The organism is Pedobacter sp. KH_004, assembly GCF_057840755.1.
On the sequence record NZ_CM174519.1, the window covers coordinates 4,758,364 to 4,780,404 of the forward strand.

Annotated in this window: 19 protein-coding genes; 11 read left to right on the forward strand and 8 right to left on the reverse strand. The window is 39.4% G+C overall.

What is annotated here, in order from left to right:
• Positions 1–69: 69 nt before the first annotated feature.
• Positions 70–708 carry an acyltransferase gene (locus AC3ITD_RS20505; protein ID WP_489362556.1) on the reverse strand — a complete coding sequence of 213 codons (639 nt, stop codon included), beginning with the start codon at positions 706–708 and terminating at the stop codon, positions 70–72.
• An 85-nt stretch (positions 709–793) separates the two neighbouring features.
• Between AC3ITD_RS20505 and AC3ITD_RS20510 the strand changes: the two genes are divergently transcribed.
• The 6 genes from AC3ITD_RS20510 (at position 794) to AC3ITD_RS20535 (ending at position 8,765) form a co-directional block, all read left to right on the forward strand.
• Positions 794–1,495 carry a TolC family protein gene (locus tag AC3ITD_RS20510; RefSeq protein WP_489362557.1) on the forward strand — a complete coding sequence of 234 codons (702 nt, stop codon included), beginning with the start codon at positions 794–796 and terminating at the stop codon, positions 1,493–1,495.
• Positions 1,495–3,651, forward strand: a complete 2,157-nt coding sequence (locus tag AC3ITD_RS20515) for an exopolysaccharide transport family protein (protein ID WP_489362558.1) — start codon at positions 1,495–1,497, stop codon at positions 3,649–3,651. The genes AC3ITD_RS20510 and AC3ITD_RS20515 overlap by 1 nt, the downstream gene beginning before the upstream one ends.
• A gap of 7 nt (positions 3,652–3,658) precedes the next feature.
• Positions 3,659–4,840, forward strand: coding sequence for a glycosyltransferase (locus AC3ITD_RS20520; RefSeq protein ID WP_489362559.1), 1,182 nt, complete (start codon positions 3,659–3,661; stop codon positions 4,838–4,840).
• A 3-nt stretch (positions 4,841–4,843) separates the two neighbouring features.
• Complete coding sequence (locus AC3ITD_RS20525; RefSeq protein ID WP_489362560.1) at positions 4,844–6,274, forward strand: O-antigen ligase family protein; 1,431 nt, start codon at positions 4,844–4,846, stop codon at positions 6,272–6,274.
• Between the two features lie 88 nt (positions 6,275–6,362).
• Positions 6,363–7,529: an acyltransferase family protein gene (locus tag AC3ITD_RS20530; protein ID WP_489362561.1), complete on the forward strand. Its 1,167-nt coding sequence runs from the start codon at positions 6,363–6,365 to the stop codon at positions 7,527–7,529.
• A gap of 15 nt (positions 7,530–7,544) precedes the next feature.
• Complete coding sequence (locus AC3ITD_RS20535) at positions 7,545–8,765, forward strand: glycosyltransferase family protein (RefSeq protein ID WP_489362562.1); 1,221 nt, start codon at positions 7,545–7,547, stop codon at positions 8,763–8,765.
• Positions 8,766–8,952: 187 nt separating this feature from the next.
• On the opposite strand, the gene galE is transcribed toward AC3ITD_RS20535, so the two are convergent.
• The 6 genes from galE to AC3ITD_RS20565 form a co-directional block, all read right to left on the reverse strand.
• Positions 8,953–9,975: a UDP-glucose 4-epimerase GalE gene (gene galE / locus AC3ITD_RS20540; RefSeq protein WP_489362563.1), complete on the reverse strand. Its 1,023-nt coding sequence runs from the start codon at positions 9,973–9,975 to the stop codon at positions 8,953–8,955.
• A 1-nt stretch (position 9,976) separates the two neighbouring features.
• A complete protein-coding gene (locus AC3ITD_RS20545) occupies positions 9,977–10,966 on the reverse strand; it encodes a UDP-glucuronic acid decarboxylase family protein (protein ID WP_265797474.1) in 990 nt (329 codons plus the stop codon).
• A gap of 102 nt (positions 10,967–11,068) precedes the next feature.
• Positions 11,069–12,292 (reverse strand): glycosyltransferase, encoded by a 1,224-nt coding sequence (locus AC3ITD_RS20550; protein ID WP_489366714.1) that lies wholly within the window; start codon positions 12,290–12,292, stop codon positions 11,069–11,071.
• Positions 12,274–13,086, reverse strand: coding sequence for an alpha-1,2-fucosyltransferase (locus AC3ITD_RS20555; RefSeq protein WP_489362564.1), 813 nt, complete (start codon positions 13,084–13,086; stop codon positions 12,274–12,276). Before AC3ITD_RS20555 ends, AC3ITD_RS20550 begins: the two co-directional genes overlap by 19 nt.
• A gap of 1 nt (position 13,087) precedes the next feature.
• Positions 13,088–14,419, reverse strand: coding sequence for a flippase (locus AC3ITD_RS20560; RefSeq protein ID WP_489362565.1), 1,332 nt, complete (start codon positions 14,417–14,419; stop codon positions 13,088–13,090).
• Between the two features lie 3 nt (positions 14,420–14,422).
• Positions 14,423–15,370 (reverse strand): hypothetical protein, encoded by a 948-nt coding sequence (locus AC3ITD_RS20565; protein ID WP_489362566.1) that lies wholly within the window; start codon positions 15,368–15,370, stop codon positions 14,423–14,425.
• A gap of 72 nt (positions 15,371–15,442) precedes the next feature.
• Between AC3ITD_RS20565 and AC3ITD_RS20570 the strand changes: the two genes are divergently transcribed.
• Together AC3ITD_RS20570 and AC3ITD_RS20575 are read left to right on the forward strand one after the other, a co-directional pair.
• A complete protein-coding gene (locus AC3ITD_RS20570; protein ID WP_489362567.1) occupies positions 15,443–16,249 on the forward strand; it encodes a glycosyltransferase family 2 protein in 807 nt (268 codons plus the stop codon).
• A 163-nt stretch (positions 16,250–16,412) separates the two neighbouring features.
• Positions 16,413–17,210 (forward strand): glycosyltransferase family 2 protein, encoded by a 798-nt coding sequence (locus tag AC3ITD_RS20575; RefSeq protein WP_489362568.1) that lies wholly within the window; start codon positions 16,413–16,415, stop codon positions 17,208–17,210.
• Here AC3ITD_RS20575 and AC3ITD_RS20580 read toward each other — a convergent pair.
• Positions 17,207–18,178, reverse strand: a complete 972-nt coding sequence (locus AC3ITD_RS20580) for a WaaS/CpsH family glycosyltransferase (protein ID WP_489362569.1) — start codon at positions 18,176–18,178, stop codon at positions 17,207–17,209. The genes AC3ITD_RS20575 and AC3ITD_RS20580 overlap by 4 nt on opposite strands.
• 160 nt (positions 18,179–18,338) lie before the next feature.
• On the opposite strand from AC3ITD_RS20580, the gene AC3ITD_RS20585 reads away from it, so the two are divergent.
• The 3 genes from AC3ITD_RS20585 to AC3ITD_RS20595 all read left to right on the forward strand — a co-directional run bounded on the left by AC3ITD_RS20585 (position 18,339) and on the right by AC3ITD_RS20595 (position 21,769).
• On the forward strand, positions 18,339–19,127 hold the full coding sequence (locus AC3ITD_RS20585; RefSeq protein ID WP_489362570.1) for a glycosyltransferase: 789 nt from the start codon (positions 18,339–18,341) through the stop codon (positions 19,125–19,127).
• A 507-nt stretch (positions 19,128–19,634) separates the two neighbouring features.
• Positions 19,635–20,597 (forward strand): glycosyltransferase family 2 protein, encoded by a 963-nt coding sequence (locus tag AC3ITD_RS20590; RefSeq protein ID WP_489362571.1) that lies wholly within the window; start codon positions 19,635–19,637, stop codon positions 20,595–20,597.
• An 80-nt stretch (positions 20,598–20,677) separates the two neighbouring features.
• Positions 20,678–21,769 (forward strand): glycosyltransferase family 2 protein, encoded by a 1,092-nt coding sequence (locus AC3ITD_RS20595; protein WP_489362572.1) that lies wholly within the window; start codon positions 20,678–20,680, stop codon positions 21,767–21,769.
• The last annotated feature ends 272 nt before the right edge of the window (positions 21,770–22,041 follow it).

Here is a 22,041-nt window from a genome sequence, read left to right on the forward strand (position 1 = left end):
AATGACAGGTACCTAAATGTAGCCTTTCGAAGTAGTCCTTTCCGTTTCTCAAATGATAAGTGACAAAATTTAATTGCGTTCAACCGTTTTATTCATTCTTATCCATTTTTTCTCCGCAGCATTATATTGTTTGATGACCTTTGCGGGATTCCCTGCGGCGACACTAAATGAAGGGATATCTTTTGTGACTACTGAACCCGCGGCGATAACGACGTGCTCCCCTATAGTTACACCGGAAGTTATAACGACATTTGCTGCAATCCAACATCCATCATTGATTATGATTGGAGCAGTTTTTACCGGTTGCTTGGATATAGAAAGGTTTATATTTTCATATTCATGGTTTAAACCACTGATAACAACATTCTGAGCGAGGATAACCTCATTTCCGATTTGGACAGGACCAATGATGACATTACTCATGCCGATGAGTGTTTCCTTTCCAATCTTCACATCTCCTACGCCGTTATTAATCGTGCAGAAATCCTCGATCACAGAACTTTCTCCTATTTCGAATGCATTAAAGGGCAGTACATCCATCCGGGTCCTTGATCTTATGCGGCTATTCTTTCCTCTTTTATGAAAAAAAGGATTAATAAAAAGGCTCACCCATAACCGGGGACGGGCCTCACCGGAGGGAATCAAAATCCAATGGATAATTTTTTTTAGTCTTTGATTTTGTTTTACTACTTTTAAGAGTGATTTCATTACTTGATTGAAGATCTAATTGCAAATACAATATTAGCATTATTTAAATCATAAGCATATATTTGGCCCTTTACAAGAATCTTTTATGATTAAAAACCAGTTTAAGCTCCTGCTGGTGCTGATGATATGTGCTTTTTCTAAACCAAATAGCGTTCTCGCTCAGGAAAGTATTTTAACAGAGGTGTCCTATCTTTACATGGAAAAGTTAGTGGCCGCTGCCAAAGCAAATTACCCTAGGGTGAATATATTGAGCAATCAGGTCAATATTGCCAAAAGTGATTTGAGCGGAACCAAACTATCCTGGTTTGAGCCCTTCTCATTTCAGTATGTGGCACGTTCCAATCAAGGTACAGCAAATACAATAGTGGATGTACAGACTGCGGATCTGCTTACCGGATATCAATTTGGTATCTCTATTAATCCAGGATCTCTTTTAACCAAACCCAGTCAAATTAAAAAAGCGAAAGAACAGGTCAAGATTGCGCAGTTCACGGAAAACGAATACTACCTGCAGCTGGAAGCACAGGTAAAAACCAGATATATTACGCTATTGCAGTATCAGAAATCACTCGCGCCGGTAAATGACATGCTGGTTAGTGCCCAAGGCAATTTTGAGAGCGCTAAGCTGAAATATCAGAAAGCTGAAATTACTTTTGCAGACTATAATGCCGCCTCAAATGCATTGAATGATGCCCTTCAAGCTAAGCTTCAAATGGAGGCAAATTATCTTAATGCCAAAATATCTTTGGAAGAATTGACAGTCAAAAAGCTAGAAGAGATAAAATAATGACTGAAGGATACAAATTTTTTAAATTGATCAGACGTTATCGCCTGGCGTTGATCATTATTCCAATTATTACCGGACTTATCACGGCTTTTTTTGTCCGTAATCTAAAAAGCTCATACCTTTCCCAGGCACAGATTTCGACTGGTCTGGTGAATGAAACACAACAACAGGCAATGATCGTGGAGGCAATCCAGGGTGAGCAGGTGCGCCAGCAGTTCAGCAATTTAATGGAAATGTTCCGGATGAAGCGGGTGCTCAACCAGGTGTCTTATCAGTTGATTATCCATGACCTGTCCGCTCCAAAACCTTTTAAGCCCAAAAGTGATCTTGTAGAAACCCTTAACCAAGGGGCCATTACCCATGCTTTAGCGGTATACCGGGACAGATATGCCAAGAGGCTTGAACTTGATGTTTCTATACCTGATGAAGAAGGTTTAGCTCGGGTAATCAGTTCGATGAACTATGATGCTGACGCTTTAAAAGGCAAACTGTCTGTATACCGGTTGGGAGAAAGTGATTTCATCAATGTCCAGTATGAGGCAGAAGGACCCGAGTTAGCTGCTTTTGTTGTAAATACCGTCTCTGAGGAATTTATCAAAAGCTATGTTTCTCAAACCAAATCAGGTCAGAATAAAGTAAATAGCCTGCTGCGGGAGATGCTTACCGAAAAATCCGATTCGCTGGCCACAAGAATGGCTCGTCTTAAGGATTATAAAATCAGAAACAAGGTGCTTAACCTCACTGAGCAATCCAGTCAGTTATACTCGCTGATCTTACAATACGATACTAAAAAACAAGAAGCCATCGAAAAAACTGCATCTTATGCAGGAGCGTTAAATGAAATAGATGCCAAGTTTAATCCATCCGAACGCAGCTATATTGAGTCAAGGCTATCAAAGGTTAATCAAGGATTAGTGGAGACCAAATCCGAGCTAAACAGTCTTTATGAATTATACCTCAAAAATGATTTGGACCAAAAATACAAAGACAGCTACGACTCACTGCGAAACAAGCTAAGTGAACAAATCAGTAAATCTTCGGATCAATATATCAACAATCCACTAAACGCCAAGCAAGAGCTCATCAATCAAAAGATCAATCTAGAGATCCAAATGGATCTTTCCAGGTACGGAATCAATTCTCTTGAAAATAAACTGAATTCTTTAAATAAGGAATTCGGAAATCTGGTTCCGCAGGAAGCAGAAGTACAGACCCTGGAGATGAATGTGGATATCGCCAGTAAAGAATACCTGGATATTTTAAATAAATACAACCAAAGTAGTCTGGAATCCAGTATTGAATCGCGAATGAACATCGTCCAGCGGGGCGTGGGCGGATTAGCCCAGCCTTCCAAAAAACTATTACTGATCGTGCTCAGTGTGATAGTGAGTGAAATTCTGTGTCTCTCGGTGCTGTTCATCTTGTTCATCACCAATTCAAGTATTTCAGATCCCAAGACACTGGCAAAATCGACAGGAGTACCGGTGCTTGGTACCGTTTATAGAAGGGGAGAAGACAGTGGGAAGCTACCAGACCTTTGGGATTCAGGCGATAAATTTCCTTCCTTTGCACAGGGATTGCGATCGATACGTTATGAACTGGAAGCGGTCATAGATGATAATCTGATTGTGATAACCAGTTTGAGAAACGGGGACGGGAAAACTTTTGTTTCAAAAGGTATCGCAGTAGCATGGGCCAAGACAAACCGGAAAGTCTTGATCATTGATGGTAATTTCGAACATCCTGATTTGGGCAAAGAAGACCGTAGCGAAATATTTGTGGAAGATTTTTTATCAGGCAAGGTATCGCTAGAGAACCTGAGTGCTTTTGAGGGGATTTCGATACTGAAAAACCGAGGTTTCGAACGCTCTTTACTCGAGATTGCTTCTGCTGAAAAAATCGCAGCGCAATTGGAAGTGGCTAAAGACATATTCAGCTTAGTCATTGTCGATCTGCCATCGGTAAGTTCTAGCAGTTTAAGCAGGGAATGGATCTCCTTTTCCAGCAATATTATCCCAGTATTCAATGGTGGATCCACCATAAGTGAAGAAGAGAAGTCGTATGTTGAACTGTTAAAGGAAAATGGCCTGTTAAAAGGATGGATCATGAACCGGACAGAGCCAGATTCAAAGGAGATGGAGTTTTTTAAAGTTTGATAGCGTTATGGTTTTGCATGTTGTGGCGATTTGGGTATTAAATAGTGTAGCAGGATTTATCGGCTTCTATCTCATTCACCCCATGCTGTTGCTTTTTTTAAGGGCTATCAAAGCAAAAAAGAAACAGTCCTATCCCCACAACACCTTTCTGCCTGATTATGGTATAATTGTAACGGCCTTTGAGGAAGTAGGTATGATCCCAACAGCAGTAGAATCTCTGCTGGCAATGAGTTATGAGCGCCTACAAATCTATATAGTTGCTGATAATTGCAAACCCACTGCTGCGCTACATTTTTCGGATCCTCGTGTAACGGTTCTTTATCCTGAAACGGTATTGGCCAGTAATGTGGCCTCACATAGATTTGCCATCGATCATTTTGAAAGAAACCATGATCTAATACTCATCATGGACAGCGATAACCTGGCCGACGCAGACTTGATACAAAACCTGAATAATCTATTTTCAGCGGGCTTCCAGGCTGTTCAGGGGATTAGGTTGGCAAAAAACCTGGACACGACTATCGCCCGGCTTGATGCGGCCCGGGACATTTATTATCACTATTTTGACGGAGAGGTCATGTTTGATTTGGGATCCTCGGCAACACTTTCTGGCTCGGGAATGGCATTTTCGGCCTCATTATATAAAAGGATGCTAGCTGGCATTAATATGCAGGGCGCAGGCTTTGATAAAGTCCTTCAGGCTGCTCTGGTCAGCGAAGGATACCGTATTGCTTTTGCCAAAGATGCCCAGGTTTATGACCAAAAGACCGCACATACCACCCAGCTGGTAAATCAACGGGCCCGTTGGATAGCCACATGGTTCAAATACTTTAGTTATGGGTTTAAAATATTTGTTTTGGGCATAGCGAAGTTTAATTTCAACCAAGTCATATTTGGTATAACTTTGCTTAGGCCACCATTATTTATTTTTTTATCTGCTTCAGTCTTGCTGATCATTGTTAATCTATTCGTCAGCAATACCGTATCATTACTATTAGCTGGGGCTCTTGTGATTTATCTGATCAGCTTTTTTATTCCGATTTTAAAAAAATCAACCGACCCACGTATTTTAAGTGCGCTTCTATACATCCCAGTATTCGTTTTTTATCAGTTCATATCATTGGGCAAATCTATTTTTTCTCAAAAGGCCAATGTTGCAACCAAACACAATATTGAAGACAAAACATAAGTGATGCGCTATACAATTTCACCAGCTACCAAAAGAACGCTAACGATCTTGCTGATTGTATTTTCTTTTTCATTGTTTTCGGCGGTTTTGACCATCTCGTATGAATACTTTGCCATATTCTTTATCTTGCTCTCGGTGGGCGCCGTGGTATTTGCGATGGCACTTTTTTCCAATCCCCGGGTTGGCTTTTTTGTCTATCTCGCCTATTGTTTTATCATTGCCGGGCTACTGAAAAACACGGGTTTACCCTTTGGACCGCTGATGGAGATTTTGCTCGGGGTCACCTGGCTTTCGCTACTTTATAACCATAAAAAGATAGAGTGGAAGCACCTGAAAAATGACCATGTCATTATCGCTGCTATATGGTTTGGTGTTAATTTATTTGAACTGGTGAATCCGGAAGGGGCGAGTTTGTTAGGATGGCTTAATGAGGTCCGTTTCACTTCGTTTAACTGGTTGCTGATCGCGCCTATTGGTTTTTTGCTTTTCAGGGGCCGAAAGGATATGGATCTTTTCTTTACCATTATTTTCACCTTATCCTTCTTGGGAACCCTTTATGGCATGAAGCAATACCATATTGGGGTTTCGGCCGGAGAACAAATGTGGCTGGATAATGGTGGTGCAACCACCCATATAAACTTTGGAATCCTGCGTGTGTTTTCTTTTTATACTGATGCAGGGCAATTCGGCGCCTCTCAGGCTGCAATGGCCGCCATTTCCTTTATACTCGCCTTAGGTCCGTTTAAAAGATGGAAAAGAATACTATTAGTTATCGTTGGGATGTTTTTTGTTTATGGAATGCTAATATCGGGAACCAGGGGAGCCTTATTCGCACTTGTGGTAGCCGTCATTTTTGCCATGATCCTAAGTAAAAACTTCAAAATACTGCTGGTAGGCTTGGTATTTGGGATTGGATTTTATAGTTTTTTGAAGTATACCACGATAGGGAATGCAAACTATCTCCTGGTTAGGCTGAGGACCGCTTTAGATCCAGACAATGATTCATTAAATGCAAGACTGATCAATCAAGCCACCTTAAAAACCCTGATGGCGAACAAGCCATTTGGTGCTGGTGTTGGAAGTATAGGCATTAACGGGATTACCTACAATTCAGATAAATATCTCTCCATGATTCCGCCCGACAGTTATTGGGTTAAAATATGGGTCATGTACGGGGTTGTGGGACTTACGATATGGTTTTCTCTGATTTTATTTATGATTGGCAAGTGCTGCGGGATCGTCTGGAATTTACGTGATCCGGCGCTTCGGGTGAAGTGCCTGGCGTTAACTTCTGGTACAGCTGGGATTTTCTTTTGTAGTTACGGGAATGAAGTGATGAATGGTTTTCCTTCATCTGTGATCATGTATATGTCATGGTCCTTTGTTTTGATCTCGCCGATGTTTGATTCCCCATTAGCACTTAAAGAGAGATAAATATGCCTTTTGAGATAGTCGCACTCCCAGCGTTGTTGTTTTTGGTCCTTGGCTTTATCAGCGGATATAAAAAGAGTAAAAAATAGATATGAATCAATTTATACAGTCAATACCTGCACGCCTTACCCGGGTTACCTCTGGAGGTAAGTTGATTAAAGAGATCGATGGTCTGCGGTTTGTAGCTATTGTTCCGGTTTTAATACAGCATCTTGCCGAGAGATTTGAAAGAAATACCCCTGTTACTTTTAATACACCTATTGAAGATAACTTCTCGAATTTTTTGGCTCACAGGGGGTTCTTGGGTGTTTATATATTTTTTGTGATCAGTGGCTTTGTTCTTGCCCTGCCGTTTGCATCACACCGCTTGAGGGACAGCCATAAGGTGAATATTGGCACCTATTTTTGGAGAAGACTAACTAGACTTGAGCCCCCGTATATCATATGGATGACCATCTTCTTTATTGTTTTTATAATCCAGAAAAACCAGTCATTCATGGAATACCTCCCGCATTATCTGGCCAATATCACCTATACCCATGCCATTATATACAATACCTGGTCTCCGTTTAACCCACCTACCTGGACATTGGAGATCGAGGTTCAATTCTATATTCTTGCACCTGTTTTGGCTTATCTGTTCTTTTTCGTTAAAAACAAGATTTTAAGGCGTTCACTCCATTTACTGTTAATGGCATCGCTAGTGCTAGCCCAACAATATCTTAAATTATATCTAAATCCCTATAGCTTTAGCATATTGGGCCATTTGCATTACTTTCTATTGGGATTTATCCTTGCAGATATTTACCTCACTGAATGGAAGGTCATCTCTAAGAGTACCTGGTATGATCTCCTCGCTTTGATTTCTTTGGCTTCACTGCTTTACTTCTGGAGCTGGAATTATGAACTCATGAGCAGGATCGCCGTGTTAGTCTCTTTGTTTTTGTTTTTTATCTCGGTTTTCAAAGGCAATTATGTCAACCGTTTTATTACCAACAGGTGGATCATGTCTATTGGTGGGATGTGTTATACCATATACCTCATTCATCTCCCGTTCTCTGAGTTTTTTATCCGCCTAACCAAAAATCTTATCTTTACGCAGGACTATACGATCAATTTAATGATACAGTTAGTACTGTTTATACCCATAACACTTATATTAAGTGGATTTTTCTTTTTGCTATTTGAAAAGCCCTTTATGGATAAGGGCTGGCCACAGGTATTCTCCAGAAAGATCTCAGCATTGTTTAAGAATTGATTATAGGAGGAAAAAATGAAATTAAAAAATACCACTATAGTTATTCTTGGCGCTGCAAAATTCGACGGTATCTATGAATCCACAAGTTTTACAACAGCAAAATTTCTGGCCAAAGATAATGATGTAATATATGTGGATTACCCATATACTTTTAAAGATTGTTTAAAAGAGAAAGGTACTCCCGGGCACGACCGGCGTAAGGCGCATTTCTCTGAGCACAATATCCAGTTGATTGATACTTCGGTGGACCGGCTCAAAGTAATGATTCCCTCACCTGTGCTATCGTTGAATTTTTTGCCCGAGGGGAAGTTATATAGATTTTTTTTAAAATGGAATGAGCGCCGGATTGCCTCAAAAATCAGCCGCTTGCTGAAGTCAAGAAAGGTATCAGATTTCATTTTCATTAATTCATTTAACTTTCATTATCCGACCATCGCAAGCAGAATAGGCGCTACCTTAAGTGTTTATCAATGTGTGGATCCACTGATTATTGATTATGATAAAAGGCACGGTGAAGTCTCGGAAGTGATTTTGGCCAGAACTTCTGATCTTGTGGTGTGCACCAGTAAACAACTCTACAGAGAAAAGTTATTGCTCAATGACAACACTTTCTTTATAGCCAATGCTGCGGACCTTAGCCACAGCGCAAAGACTCTCGATGAAAACTTGGCTGTACATTCCGCACTGGACAATATTCCTCATCCCATCATTGGCTATTTTGGGCATATCGAAAGAAGAATGGATTTTCCATTGTTGACCAAGCTGATTAAGCTACATGGTGAAAAAAGCTTTGTGTTCGTCGGGCCGGTATCAGAAGAGTTCGTACCTGCAGGTTTTAAAGATCCTAAGAATGTTTTTTTTACAGGCAGACTTGATTATCAGGATATGCCTGCGGTAATCAAAGGGTTTGATGTGGCGATTATTCCATTCAAGGAGGATGATGTGAGTAAGACCATTTTTCCATTGAAGCTTTTCGAGTATCTTGGCGCAGGTAAGCCTGTGGTTGCTACTGAATTTAACCCGGATCTAGCTGAATTTACTGGCGATGCTGTAGTTTATGCAAATGAGGTAAAAAGGTTTGGCGATGCACTTGATTTTTTTATAGCCCATGATCATAAGGATGCTAAAAAGGCAAGACTCAAAATCGCTGCTGAAAATACATGGGAAACGCGGATTCAGCAACTTGGATCGCTATTGTATGATTTTTATCAATCGAAGCTGACTGCTAAAGTCTAAATTAAAGGCTAATATATCTTTTTCTGATGCAGGTAAATTCAGAACTGTTTTTTTTGTTTTTAAACTTATCTATTAGCATTACTTTTAGTCAAGGTATCGATAACTCAATAACTGAATGATAGGAATCTATCCTATCATTCAGTTATTAATAATAAATTATTTTCGCCAGCTGCTGTATTTCGATCAACTAGAATGGGTTGGCTTTAATGTATTTTTCCCACTCCCAGGCCGAACGCATCATTTCCTTAATATCAAGTTCTGCTCTCCAGCCTAAATCTTCATTTGACTTTTGAACATCACCGTATACCTGCATCACGTCGCCTGCTCTTCTTGGCCCGATCTTGTAATCAAGCTTTTCTCCCGTCACCTCCTCAAATGCAGCAATGATTTCCAATACCGATGTTCCTTTTCCTGTTCCGATATTGAATACTTCATAATTGCGATCAGCTTTTTTTTCTTCCAGGCGTTTGAGTGCCTTAACATGTGCCTTTGCCAGATCAACTACGTGAATATAATCCCTGATAGCGGAGCCATCTGGCGTTTGATAATCATTTCCATAAACCGTAATCGGCCCCCGCTTCCCTATGGCAGACTGAGTGATGAAGGGTATGAGATTAGCTGGAACTCCGTTAGGCAGTTCGCCGATCAGCGCCGTTTCGTGGGCGCCTACGGGATTGAAGTACCGTAGTGCGATGACGCTTAACTCAGCGTTAACTGCAGTGGTTTCACTTAAAATCTCTTCAGCAATCTGTTTGGTATTGCCATATGGAGATTCTGCCTTTTTAACAGGCGCGGACTCTGTTACTGGCAGGTGATCAGGCTGCCCATAGACGGTGCATGATGAGGAGAAAACAAAGTCCATTCTGTTATTGAATGAGACCAAAAGATTGATTAGAGAGTAAAAATTATTCTTATAATATTTTAACGGCTTCTCTACCGATTCACCCACTGCTTTGTATGCTGCGAAATGAATAATTCCAGTTATATCTCTATTTTCCTCTGCAAATTGCTGAACTGCATGCTCATCCTGAAGATCCATTTGTACAAACTCAAACCATTTCCCTGAAATGGCATGGAGTTGTGTGAGGATTTTGATATCGGAGTTGGAAAGGTTATCCACTATGATTACCTCATAGCCGGCTTTGTCAAGTTCCAATACCGTGTGGGAACCAATATACCCTGTTCCTCCGGTTACTAATATTTTTGCCATATTAACGGTTGTAAGTTGTAAAATCCTTGTGCTCGATCTTCTCCAAGGCCTCTTGTGGTAACGACTTGAAATACTCGTAGGTAATTTTCAATCCCTCGGCGCGTCCAACTTTAGGCTCCCATTGCAAGATCGCTTTTGCTTTGGTGATATCTGGCCTTCTTTGTTTAGGGTCATCTTGCGGGAGATCCTTGTATACAATTTTTTGTGAAGTTCCGGTAAGCTTAATAATCTCCTCACAAAACTCTTTAATAGTGATCTCATCTGGGTTCCCCACATTAACTGGCTGCGCGTAATCACTCATAAGAAGTCTGTAAATCCCCTCAATCAGATCATCCACATAACAGAATGAACGTGTTTGGCTTCCATCACCAAAAACCGTTAAGTCCTCACCCCTTAGTGCCTGGCCAATAAATGCAGGTAAAACACGTCCGTCATTGAGACGCATTCTTGGGCCATAGGTATTAAAAATCCTAACAATGCGGGTTTCTACATCATGAAAGGTATGGTAGGCCATGGTGATCGCTTCCTGAAAACGTTTGGCTTCATCATAAACCCCTCTGGGTCCAACAGGGTTTACATTCCCCCAATATTCCTCTGGTTGAGGATTGACGTTTGGATCACCGTAGACTTCCGATGTGGAAGCAATCAGCATCCTGGCATTTTTGTTTTTTGCAAGGCCAAGAAGATTATGAGTACCTAAAGATCCTACTTTGAGGGTCTGTATTGGGATTTTAAGATAATCGATCGGGCTCGCTGGTGAGGCAAAATGAAGGATGTAATCCAATTGACCGGGTATGTGCACGAACTTGGAGACATCATGGTTGTAGAACTCGAAATTCTCTAACTTGAAGAGATGTTCAATATTGGCAATGTCGCCAGTAATTAAGTTGTCCATCCCAATCACATGGAAATCTTCCTTTATGAAGCGGTCGCATAAGTGTGATCCTAAAAATCCGGCTGCACCGGTTATTAAAACTCTTTTTCTAGCCATTTTTAATATTCTGATTTTTATTTTTTGAACATTACCCCAAGATCCGATATTTTACTGAAAAAATCAGCAATGTTGTTGGAGTTGGTAATTTATTTTCTCATGTTAGTCATTTCCAGATAAAATATTTTCATAAAGCGCTATATGTTTCTCTAGTGGCGCTTCTTTTTTATACCATTCCAAAATGGAGCTCCTCGCATCAGCGGTAGGGGACTGATCATAAGCGGTGATTGCCATTTTAATCTTTTCCACTAACCTATCTGCATCCATTGGATCAAAAAGAAAGCCATTTTTCCCCTCAGTGATGTAGTCAATCATTCCGCCGGTTCTTGAGGAAATTAGTGGAGTGTTGCAGAGTAGCGCCTCTGTGCCGGTGAGCCCAAAGGTTTCCTCAGTGGAGGGAATGATAAAATAATCCATTGCAGAATAAACAAGTGAATGAATTCGTTTATCATGTATAGGTTGAAACCTTAAATGTTCCGGATTACCACTACCCCCTTGATTTGATTTAGAGGCACCAAATGATATAATTTTAACCCGTTTTTTTTCCGCTTCAGTTAACTTCTCAATCGCTTTCTGCAGGAGCCAGTAACCTTTTCGGTAGTTGCCTAAATCGTCCGCACCGGTTCCAAGCAGAATTACGCGATCATTGATATTCAGCGCCTTTTTTGCAATCTGTTTATCAATGGGTATGAAATTCACCGTATCAAGTATACAGGGGATTTTGGTGGAGGCGACTGCAGGTAAATACGCCTTAATTTTATCTACTGTCAACTGGCTACTGCCAATAAAATGAATACCTGATGCTTTGATAGCGCTGTGCTTATCCCTTTTTAAGCTTTCCTCTGCGCTTGAAAAAGAAGGGTTACGTATCGCGTCTTGTTCATAATGGAATCCTCCTAAAATAGGGTTAAGGTCATGTGCTGTCCAGACCATAGGTTTTTTCACCGCCGAGAAAAAGGACGGGATGTCTACAAAATCAGCAATCCAGTGCAAGTGAATAATATCCGCCTGACTAACCAAAGGATGCAAATGAACCTGATAAGGAGAATATGGGAATGTGAAAGCTTCATAATCGCCCTGGAGACCTTTAGTCAGCCTACTGTTTTTATCTAATTTGAGTTTGCTAAGTACCCGGCTGGTAAAACTTCTGGTTTGATGTATTTGGTAGATCTCCGGCGTGAGATTTTCATGCAATGCAAAAAGGCAAAGAATCTTTGAATCTATCCCCTTTTCTAAAAGGGCCTCATGCAGCCTTTTGACCGCGATTCCAGCTCCTCCAGTGATATATGCGGTGATGTGTAGTACTCTCATGATAAAACCTCGCACCAAGTAAAACGATCAGTCATTACCCGCTTAGGGTGTTCTTTACCAATCCGGAACCCTAACCAGTTTTTCGGTCCATATACGGTATTTTTTTTCGCAGAGAGGTATGCTGCCCACCAGGCAAAACTGCTATTGGAGATAATAGCGATATCAGAATGTTGTATGATTTGAAAGTCTGTTATCTCATCATTGTTCGAATAGATATAATTTGGCTTTTCTTTGAAAAACGCTTTTACGTATTCGATGTCATCGCTTACAAAGAAAACTTTGTATTGGTCAATATTCTCTATGGCATCAAGCCTCTCTTTGAAATACTCGATTGGAAGAGAAATGTCTCTTTTGCCATATTTAAGGTAATCGGTACGCCTGATGTGTACGGTAAGGGTTTTATGGTTGGTGAATATTTCACCGAAACTAGCATGGAATCTGTCTGTAAACTCTTTTTTGATTTTAATATTAAAATCGCCTCGAATACGTTTCACAAAAAAATCGGTCTGGAAAAAACCTTTGTAAATCGTCCAGTCTTTAACTTGGACATCCTTGGGAACCTGTATGCTCTCTATGTAATGCTCTTTAAAGGTAAATAATTTAGGTAATGACCTTGCATAAAGGGAATAGGCCTTTGAAGCTAAAGTCAGACTTTGAAATGTATCCAGATCAAAATACTTTGTTAGATAGCCATGATGGGGATTAACAAAAAAAAACGTTTTTGCTGGATTGTTTGTTTTCAGATACTGAAAGAAAGCATATTGGAATATTTGATTGCCCAATCTCCCGATAAATTTCACTCCGATCATGTTAGTGCTTTTTTAGGATATATTTTCTGATGAATTCCGGATAAAACTTATAGGCATATACAAACGCATTCAGCGGATTCACGCGAAGTTCCTTGTATAGAACAATCTGCGCGATGGTAAATCCAAAGATATTTGCAGCCAGGGTGGCATATGCGGCTCCGATTGTTCCGTAGCGCCTGATTAAGAAATAATTGAGCACTAAAATTACGATTGTATTTACAATAACGATAATAAAAGTGATGCGGGTTTTCCCAATAGAATCGATAATGACCCCAAATTGCCTGCCAAAAGGCCCCAAAACACAGTAAAGCAGTGTGATATTAAGAATGGGAACGGTGTCCGCATATTTCGCGCCAGCAAGCAAATTGATGATATAAGTATCGAATATGTATATGAATATGATTACCGGAATGACCATGGCCAGGATTGTCCCCACTGATTTCTCATAGAGATACTTGATTGCCGGCTTTCCTTCTGTTTCAATTCTTTTTGCACTTTGGGGAAAGACGATCGTTGCAACAGCATTAGTTGGGATATCGATCAAATTGGTGACCCGGACCGCAATATTAAAAGAACCGGATGCGGCAGGGGATATCATTCCGCTTAACATCCATTGATCGATCGTTCCCGAAAGTATAGAGCTAAGGGAAGTTGCAAATGCATATTTTCCATAGTTGAATATCTTGGTGATCCATTCTTTGCTGAATACAAAACTAAAGTGAATAAACTTTTTGACGTAAAACCATGAGGTAATGACACTTATAATTACTGCCAAGATCTGAACATAGACCAGGCTCATCAGGCCAATGTCTATTTTGAAAAAAAATACAATGCAAACAAAAAGGCAGGGAACCGCCTGTCTTAGTAATCCGCTTACAAAAATGCCATTGTACTTCAGATGGGCCTGTTCAATGCAGTTGAATAAGGTCAGCACGCCTGAAAACAGGAACACAAAATTATACATGTAAAGCATGGATTCCAATTGTGGTGCCTTTAAAAGCCCTGCAATATAAGGCGCGAATGCATAATTCAATATGATACAGATTAATGTCATTCCACCGCTGATGACCACTGAGGCGGAAAAGATGCTCGAATGATCTTTAGGGTCTGAGCCTGCCATGAACTTAATGAGCGCGTTTTGGATCAAACCACTTCGCACGATCTCTAAAATAATTACTGTCTGACCATAGATACCCCAAACGCCATAATCGTTTTTGTTAAGCAACCGGACTAAGAGAATAAACATCAACATCCCAAACAGCGTGCTTGAAAAGTTCTGCAGAACGTTGATAATTCCAGACCTGAGCCAGTATTGGTCTTTGTGTTTACTCATTTATTAAAAATGTTTTTGTAAAAAATCCATTGCCTCTTGCTCGGTGCGGGCATGCAATACATTCGCACCTGATAACTTAGGGTACAGTTTGCTAAAGCAGTGGAAATGATGCTCCCCTCCTTTTTTAGAAAGGATAATATTTGTACCTCCAAAATAACTGGCCAGCGCCCCGGTTCCTCCATGTGTGGATAAGAAGTGATCGCTATTTGCGTAAACCATCATTTGAAGATGATTGAAGTTTTTGGCTTTGGCCTTGTTTTCTTTAAAAAGGTTTTCCATTAGGATCACCTTGGGAAACTGTTGCTCAATCCAGTCGTATTCATTAAGGTCGTAAATATCACTGTTGTCATTGGTGATATTCTCAGGCCTAGGTCTATTGTAGATGATCTGATATTTATCCTGATATTGAAGGAAAATCTTTTCTAAATATTCTATACTTAGAAAGCTTACCGGTGGTCCGTCCCATTCCATATTGTAGCGGTTGGCAACAATTAGTATTGGTTTATCAAAAGTATAAATGAGATTTCTATAGGTCTCCTTCAGGGGAACGGGAATCCATTTGGACATGTTGTAATCCTGACTATAGAGAATTCTCGGGGTTTCGAAATTATAGTTGCCTTCAGTTGTTCTTGTAGGGTAAACTTCGGAATGGTCTGGTGAAAAAAAGTATAGCTCCTGGGTGTATTTCGCGCCCTCTGTATGGAGTAGCGTTCCATTTTTATAGTGCCAGTATGCAAATGGCAATGCAAAGGCTAGATCAGGGGTAAATTCTCCACTAAAACTGATGCTTTTATAAGGCTTTTTAATAATGTAATCTTTGATGATATACTTCAATTGCCGAAGCTGGCAGATGTAAGTATCACGATAAAAATAGCGGTAGGCTTTAGGCGCTTTCGGATATCTTATTGTAATAAAGAGACTTAAGGATTTTAGGAAAAGTTTGTTTAACATGCAAAAGTTAAATACGTAGTTAAGGATAAATATAGGGTATATTTTATAACTTTACGGTATAAAATTGATTTGATGCGACCCCTAAAAATTCCAGCCGCAATATCCAGCATTATCGATAAAAGCTTATCTGAGGAACAAATGATCGCATCTACTTTGATGGAATATGCCAGGATATCGGGCAATGAGCCCGAAGTGAGTATCGTTATTCCTGCCTATAACGAAGAGCAGAACATTGTTCCCACTTTGTATTCATTGTGTTCAAATCTTACGCGACGGTCAATAGAGATTATCGTGGTGGATAATAATTCGATTGATCGGACCGCTGAACTGGCTAAAGCATGTGGCGTTATCTGTGTGTTTCAGCCTATACAGGGTATAACTGTTACCCGGAATTTGGGGCTATCTGTTGCCAAGGGTAGATATGTACTCAATGCAGATGCGGACAGTATATACCCCAAGGATTGGATTGAACTTATGATCAAGCCACTGGAGGATTCATCTGTGGCGCTGACTTATGGAAGATTTGCACATATTCCCACTACTTCCACAGGGCGTACTTTTTATTTTTTTTATGAATATCTGGCCGAATTCTCGAGGTGGATCAATAAGAAGATTAAAGATGAGGCCGTCAATGTATATGGATTTAACTCGGGATTCAGGCGTCTTCAGGGCTTAGAGGTTGATGGTTTTGATCACCCAGAAGGGACAAATGAGGACGGCTGGCTGGCGGTTAAGCTAAGAAATTCAGGTTTTGGCCGATTAAATTTAGTTAAAAATCCAAAAGCCATGGTATGGACTACTGACCGTAGAATTCAAATGGACGGTGGTGTCCTTACTGGAACAATCAAAAGACTAAAGCGCGTGATCCTGAAAAGATGATAGGATTGTTTAATTGGTATACACAATGATCAGGCTTTGTAAACTGCATTACTTTTTTAGAATTGGTCGGGGTACGCTAAAAGCTGATAATTAATATATAGTTAACCGCTAGAACATTTTTTCAGAAATCAATAAATAGTTATTTCCAAAATCATCAATCAATATGTCAAAAAATAATTTCGAGAATGTTTCTTTGTTGATTACCCATTACAACAGATCATCCTCTTTATTAAGATTACTAAACAAGCTTCTGGAACTGGACATTGCTTTTGGGGAGATAATTGTTTCTGACGATTGTAGCAAGCCAGAGCACCTTTCCAAATTACAGCAGATGGAAAGTGAATATGGTTTCAAGCTTGTTACAACGCCAATAAATAGGGGGCTGGGCAACAATATAAACAAAGGGCAGGATTTGGCAACTAAAGACTATACCCTGTATATACAGGAGGATTTCGTGCCAACTGAATCATTTGCTGAACATTTTATCGATGCATTATCTCTTATGGATAACCATGATGATTTGGATATTGCCCGCTTTTATGGCTATGTCCGGTATCCTTACAGTAAACCTTTCGAAAAGGGATACCGCCTGATGGATTTCAAACTCTATTATCCCGGATACTTGAAGTTTTATGTCTATAGCGATCACCCACATTTAAGACGGCGTAATTTCTTTGAGAAGTTTGGCCGCTACAAGGAAGGAATCAATATGGATATGACCGAATACAATATGTGTCTGGCCTTTCTGAAAAACGGCGGAAAAGGTATTTTTTATCCTGAAATAAGTTCGCTTTTTCTCCAGCTCAATAATTTACAAGAGCCAAGTACCGCTTCATTTAGAAAAGATTGGCGGCTAAGTCAGAATCTGTTTATCCGTGCTATGCGAGGGGTCTATTTGCAATATAAGACCCTCAAGTTTCATAAGGACTATTTAATGTATCCTGTTAAAAAGGTAGGCTAATCGAACACCGCATCTAGCCACCTTTCAATAGAATAATTTTGATGAGGAAAGGTTTTTAGTGTCAGGAAATCTTTATCAATATGGATTTCATGTGGGTCGAATATATTGATCTGCTCGGAGTTAAACCCTGGCTCACGAACAATATATTCATTTGTGGTTAACAGTTTTTTGCCGGCACCTAGTGCGTCGAGAGATCGGGTGGTGATTCCTGTCTGGGACGGATTGGTGTAGTCTATGATAATATTGGCCTGATTAAATAATCTGTAGTATTCCTCTTGATCCAGTTTACTAAAGGAGAGTATACTGGCATCGAGCGCTTTGCCAGATAGTTTTTCTTTTAAAAAAAACTTGATGCTGATGGCAAGATGGACTTTGAGTGTAATTTTATGTGTTTTGCAGTAACGGATCAATTTTTTTACGAATTCATATCTTACGTGAGAATATCCGCCAACAAAAAAAAGATCAAACTTTGGAATTTCTGTGGAGACTACTTTAAATTCATCGGTGTGAAAAGTAGGCAGGTTTTCCAGATGAAGCGTTTCCGAATCCTTATAGTCAAAGGTTTTGGTCACATCAAACCATGGGATCATGTGGCGATAGTCGCATTCCCAGTTATAAATGCTGTCCCACTGATAAAGGATGGTTTTAAGATCAGGTAATCTTTCTTTTAGGGTTTTTACAAACCATTCTTCCATCTTGTAGCCGCCTATTACAAACAAATAGTCGAAAGTGAGCGGTCCAATCTTTCTGATAACTTCCATGTAATGTCTATCCTGAATCTTATTGGCGTATTTCGGGTAGAAATTTTTGGCGAGTGCGTACTTCAGTGAGATGTCCCTTTCATAGAAAAAGGTCACTTCTGCACCAAATGATTCCATTTTCTTTATGACTTCTTCGGTATAGTGATAAAATTTGACGCCAATAAAAAGGATGCGTTTACCATTCATTTTTTCTTCAAGAGAGTTCATTCTTTTATCTATCTGCTGCGGTATATTTGAAAAAAAAACCAAGATCCTAAGTTAATTATTCTAGCGTTGGTTTATCGAATGTAACAATAGTTTTTTATTGTTAGTTTAGCAGAATATCATTGGATATCTTCAATTGTTAAATATAAGTTAAAAGTTTTTGATGAATACAGGGCACCACTTTAGTACTATAGCACTATTAATCACTCACTATAATAGAACTAGCTCACTAGAGCGGCTATTGACATCTTTTGAAACACTAAATATAACTTTCTATGAAATCATAGTTTCCGATGATGCTAGCAATAAGGTGCATTCTCAAAAACTTCTGGAACTGAAGAGAAAGTATGGGTTCACCTTGGTCTCAACACCTGTAAACAAGGGATTAGGTAATAATTTGAATAAAGGGCAGTCGGCAGTGAATAGCCCATATACCCTATATGTTCAGGAAGATTTCATACCAACAGACCAATTTTTAGGTCATTTTCTAGATGCAGTTACGATATTAGAGGAAGAGAAAGATATTGATATCGCACGCTTTTATGCCTACGCTCCATATCCCTATTTGAGCCCCTATAAAAATGGGTATTCGAAGATGGTCTACAAACCATATTTTCTGGATAAAAATAAAATATATAATTATAGCGATCACCCACACTTGCGAAGGCACAATTTTTTTGAGCGTTTTGGGAAGTATACTGAAGGAATCAAGTCAGATAAAACCGAGTACCAAATGTGTTTATCCTTTATTCAAAATAAGGGAAAGGCGATTTTTTTCGACGACTATAAGAGCTTATTCATCCAAGAAAACTCTTCCGCTGAACCAAGTACGGTGCAGAGATCCGATTGGAAACAGAGTAACAATTGGATAATGTCTCTAGTGCGGTTGGTATATCGGCAAGTTAAATATAACTATGATCTCCATATAGCCAAAAAATTCAAACGGGGATAACTGGGTGCTGAGTGAGTTTTTGAGTGTCCGTTATGTTGCGCTTAGCATTCTTTCTGGATCTAGCCTTTTTTAGGATGAAATACGATAATGTGTAAAGCGCATATAGTGCTACTATGGTTGTTGTATGCGTAATAAATGTTTATTGAAAAATAGAGGGTTACAACACTCCTGATGTAACCCTCTTAATTAACGCTCTCAATCTTTAGATTGATACAAGGCTCTCACCCCTTGAGCTACAAAGGTACAAGAAATATTGAAAAACAAGGCCTCTTAGTGTACTTTGTACACTTAATTTTTCAAGGTTTGTATGTTTAAATTCAAATCTTATACTTAGAAGTGTTATTGAAACTTTTAGTCATGGAACTTTTGAAATTTTGTCTATATTTCCTCAATATTTGCTTATTATTTTAACATAAGTTTACAGCAAATTTATAGCAAAACAGATCTGGAGTTCGTTTAGGTTACTACTGAGGTGTTAGCTGCTGCAGCAGCTTAGTCTGATAATACATGAAATACGTTAAAAAATTGAGAGAAAAGAATGTTATCAAAAGTCAGGCAGGGACAGAAAAAAAGGTTTCCATCATCAGCGTGAACTATAACCAACCTTTGGTCACTGAGGCTCTTCTCCAATCAATATTTGAAACCAATACCTATCCAAACTTAGAGATTATCATAGTGGATAATGGAAGTAAAGTGAATCCAACTGACAGATGGACTGCTAAGTATCCTGAGGTGATTTTTTTAAGCTCAGAAATAAATCTTGGTTTTGCCGGTGGTAATAACCTCGGGATCCAGGCGTCTAATGGTGATTTTGTTTTCCTGGTTAATAATGATACCGAATTCACCATTGGACTAATCGAGAAGTTACTTATTACTTTTGAAGATTTTCCTGACACAGGTATAGTATGCCCGAAGATAAATTACTTCGACCAAAAGGAGCTTATCCAATATTTGGGATACACTGAACTGCACCCCATCACTGCGAGAAATAAGTGTATTGGGCAATACGAAATAGATAAGGGGCAGTTTGATAACCAAATCTATGCTACTGCATTTGCACATGGAGCGGCAATGATGGTTTCCAGAGTAGCAATAGATAAAGTAGGATTGATGGAGGAGGGCTTCTTTCTCTACTATGAGGAATTTGACTGGTGTTTGCGGTTTCGCGAAAATGGATATAAGATAAGGGTGAATAGTCACGTCAAGATTTTTCATAAAGAATCTATTTCTGTGGGCACAGATAGTGCGCTAAAGAATTATTACATGACCCGTAACAGAATTTTAGTGATGAGAAGACATACCGGTTTGATGCATTTTTGTCTGTTTTCTCTATATTTTGCTTTTGTTGTGTTTCCACGAAATTTATTGGAATATCTTTTGAAAGGCCGTTTTGATAAAATCCGAGCCATGCTCCGAGCCATTGGATGGAATTTTACGCACAGTAGTAAGATGCTTTCTACTCAATCTTAACTCATATGCACGCTATCTTAATAATTTGCTTAGTTATTATTTTTTACACCTATATCGGCTACGGTATAGTGATTTTTATAATGGTTAAGATCAAGCGAATATTTTTCAAGAAACCCAGGCTTGAATACGCTTATGATCAGTTGCCCAGCTGTACATTGATTGTCGCAGCTTATAATGAGGAGGATTTTATAGTTGAAAAAATCAAGGATACCTTAAAGCTCAAATATCCATCTGGAAGATTAGAACTTATTTTTGTAACGGATGGTTCAACCGATCAAACCCCATTTATGGTAGGGCAATATGCTCAGATCACCTTATTGCACTCTTCACAAAGAAGTGGAAAGATTGCGGCCGTCCATCGTGCGATGGAGCATGTTAAAACTTCTGTAGTAGTCTTTACAGATGCTAATACCTATCTTCATGAGGATTCTTTAATTCAGCTATGTAAGCATTATGCCGATAGTAATGTTGGAGGTGTCGCTGGTGAGAAAAAAATCTTTGTCGACCAACATGCTGATGCCACAGCAGGAGAAGGCATTTATTGGAAATATGAATCGAAATTGAAGTCATTGGATTCTGAGCTTCATTCCGTTGTGGGTGCTGCTGGGGAACTTTTCAGTATCAGGACTTCTTTATACTCACCTGTTCCCAAGAATAGTATACTCGATGATTTTATGATATCCATGGGGATTACTGCAAAGGGTTGCCAAATCAAGTACGAGCCAAAGGCCTATGCACAAGAAACCTCTTCAGCAAATATATCTGAAGAACTCAAAAGGAAGGTGAGGATAGCTGCTGGTGGATTTCAGTCTATTATCTGGTTAGGATCTTTATTGATTCCTTTTCAAGATCCCTTATTGACCTTTCAGTATATTAGTCATAGAGTCTTGAGGTGGACAATCACCCCATTGGCCTTACTACTTGCTTTCTTTGTTAATCTTTATCTTATTATAGCAGGTAGTGAGAATTTTTATCTTTTGTTATTTTTTCTTCAGGGTCTATTCTACCTGTTGGCTATCATCGGTATGTGGATGGAGCACAAAAAAGTGAGATTTAAAATTTTGTTTGTTCCCTATTATTTTTGTCTAATGAACTATGCAATCCTTGCGGGAGGCTGGAGGTTTTTCATGGGTAGGCAATCAGTGATATGGGAAAAATCAATCAGGAAATAATTTTATGGCTGCTTAATAAATTTCTCTTCTTTCTGCGTAAACAATAGGTTGCGAGTGTGTTGCGGCTATATGTTAATCCCATCTTTAGACTGCTTTGTAAATAAACCCTACACCAAATGGTGATAATGCATACTTTGGCTTATTCTTTGATGAGGATTTCTATTACAATTATTATGACCAAATATTTATGAGCTATCAGGACTACAAATGCAGAAAATGTGGCAGCACATTTCACTATCAGGTTCCACGGGCTAAATTATTTAAAATCTTCT

Excerpts from the sequence above, each read along its gene's own strand:
- AC3ITD_RS20505 (WP_489362556.1), bottom strand. The coding sequence starts at position 708 with ATGAAATCACTCTTAAAAGTAGTAAAACAAAATCAAAGACTAAAAAAA.
- AC3ITD_RS20510 (WP_489362557.1), top strand. The coding sequence starts at position 794 with ATGATTAAAAACCAGTTTAAGCTCCTGCTGGTGCTGATGATATGTGCT.
- AC3ITD_RS20515 (WP_489362558.1), top strand. The coding sequence starts at position 1,495 with ATGACTGAAGGATACAAATTTTTTAAATTGATCAGACGTTATCGCCTG.
- AC3ITD_RS20520 (WP_489362559.1), top strand. The coding sequence starts at position 3,659 with ATGGTTTTGCATGTTGTGGCGATTTGGGTATTAAATAGTGTAGCAGGA.
- AC3ITD_RS20525 (WP_489362560.1), top strand. The coding sequence starts at position 4,844 with ATGCGCTATACAATTTCACCAGCTACCAAAAGAACGCTAACGATCTTG.
- AC3ITD_RS20530 (WP_489362561.1), top strand. The coding sequence starts at position 6,363 with ATGAATCAATTTATACAGTCAATACCTGCACGCCTTACCCGGGTTACC.
- AC3ITD_RS20535 (WP_489362562.1), top strand. The coding sequence starts at position 7,545 with ATGAAATTAAAAAATACCACTATAGTTATTCTTGGCGCTGCAAAATTC.
- galE (WP_489362563.1), bottom strand. The coding sequence starts at position 9,975 with ATGGCAAAAATATTAGTAACCGGAGGAACAGGGTATATTGGTTCCCAC.
- AC3ITD_RS20545 (WP_265797474.1), bottom strand. The coding sequence starts at position 10,966 with ATGGCTAGAAAAAGAGTTTTAATAACCGGTGCAGCCGGATTTTTAGGA.
- AC3ITD_RS20555 (WP_489362564.1), bottom strand. The coding sequence starts at position 13,086 with ATGATCGGAGTGAAATTTATCGGGAGATTGGGCAATCAAATATTCCAA.
- AC3ITD_RS20560 (WP_489362565.1), bottom strand. The coding sequence starts at position 14,419 with ATGAGTAAACACAAAGACCAATACTGGCTCAGGTCTGGAATTATCAAC.
- AC3ITD_RS20565 (WP_489362566.1), bottom strand. The coding sequence starts at position 15,370 with ATGTTAAACAAACTTTTCCTAAAATCCTTAAGTCTCTTTATTACAATA.
- AC3ITD_RS20570 (WP_489362567.1), top strand. The coding sequence starts at position 15,443 with ATGCGACCCCTAAAAATTCCAGCCGCAATATCCAGCATTATCGATAAA.
- AC3ITD_RS20575 (WP_489362568.1), top strand. The coding sequence starts at position 16,413 with ATGTCAAAAAATAATTTCGAGAATGTTTCTTTGTTGATTACCCATTAC.
- AC3ITD_RS20580 (WP_489362569.1), bottom strand. The coding sequence starts at position 18,178 with ATGAACTCTCTTGAAGAAAAAATGAATGGTAAACGCATCCTTTTTATT.
- AC3ITD_RS20585 (WP_489362570.1), top strand. The coding sequence starts at position 18,339 with ATGAATACAGGGCACCACTTTAGTACTATAGCACTATTAATCACTCAC.
- AC3ITD_RS20590 (WP_489362571.1), top strand. The coding sequence starts at position 19,635 with ATGAAATACGTTAAAAAATTGAGAGAAAAGAATGTTATCAAAAGTCAG.
- AC3ITD_RS20595 (WP_489362572.1), top strand. The coding sequence starts at position 20,678 with ATGGTTAAGATCAAGCGAATATTTTTCAAGAAACCCAGGCTTGAATAC.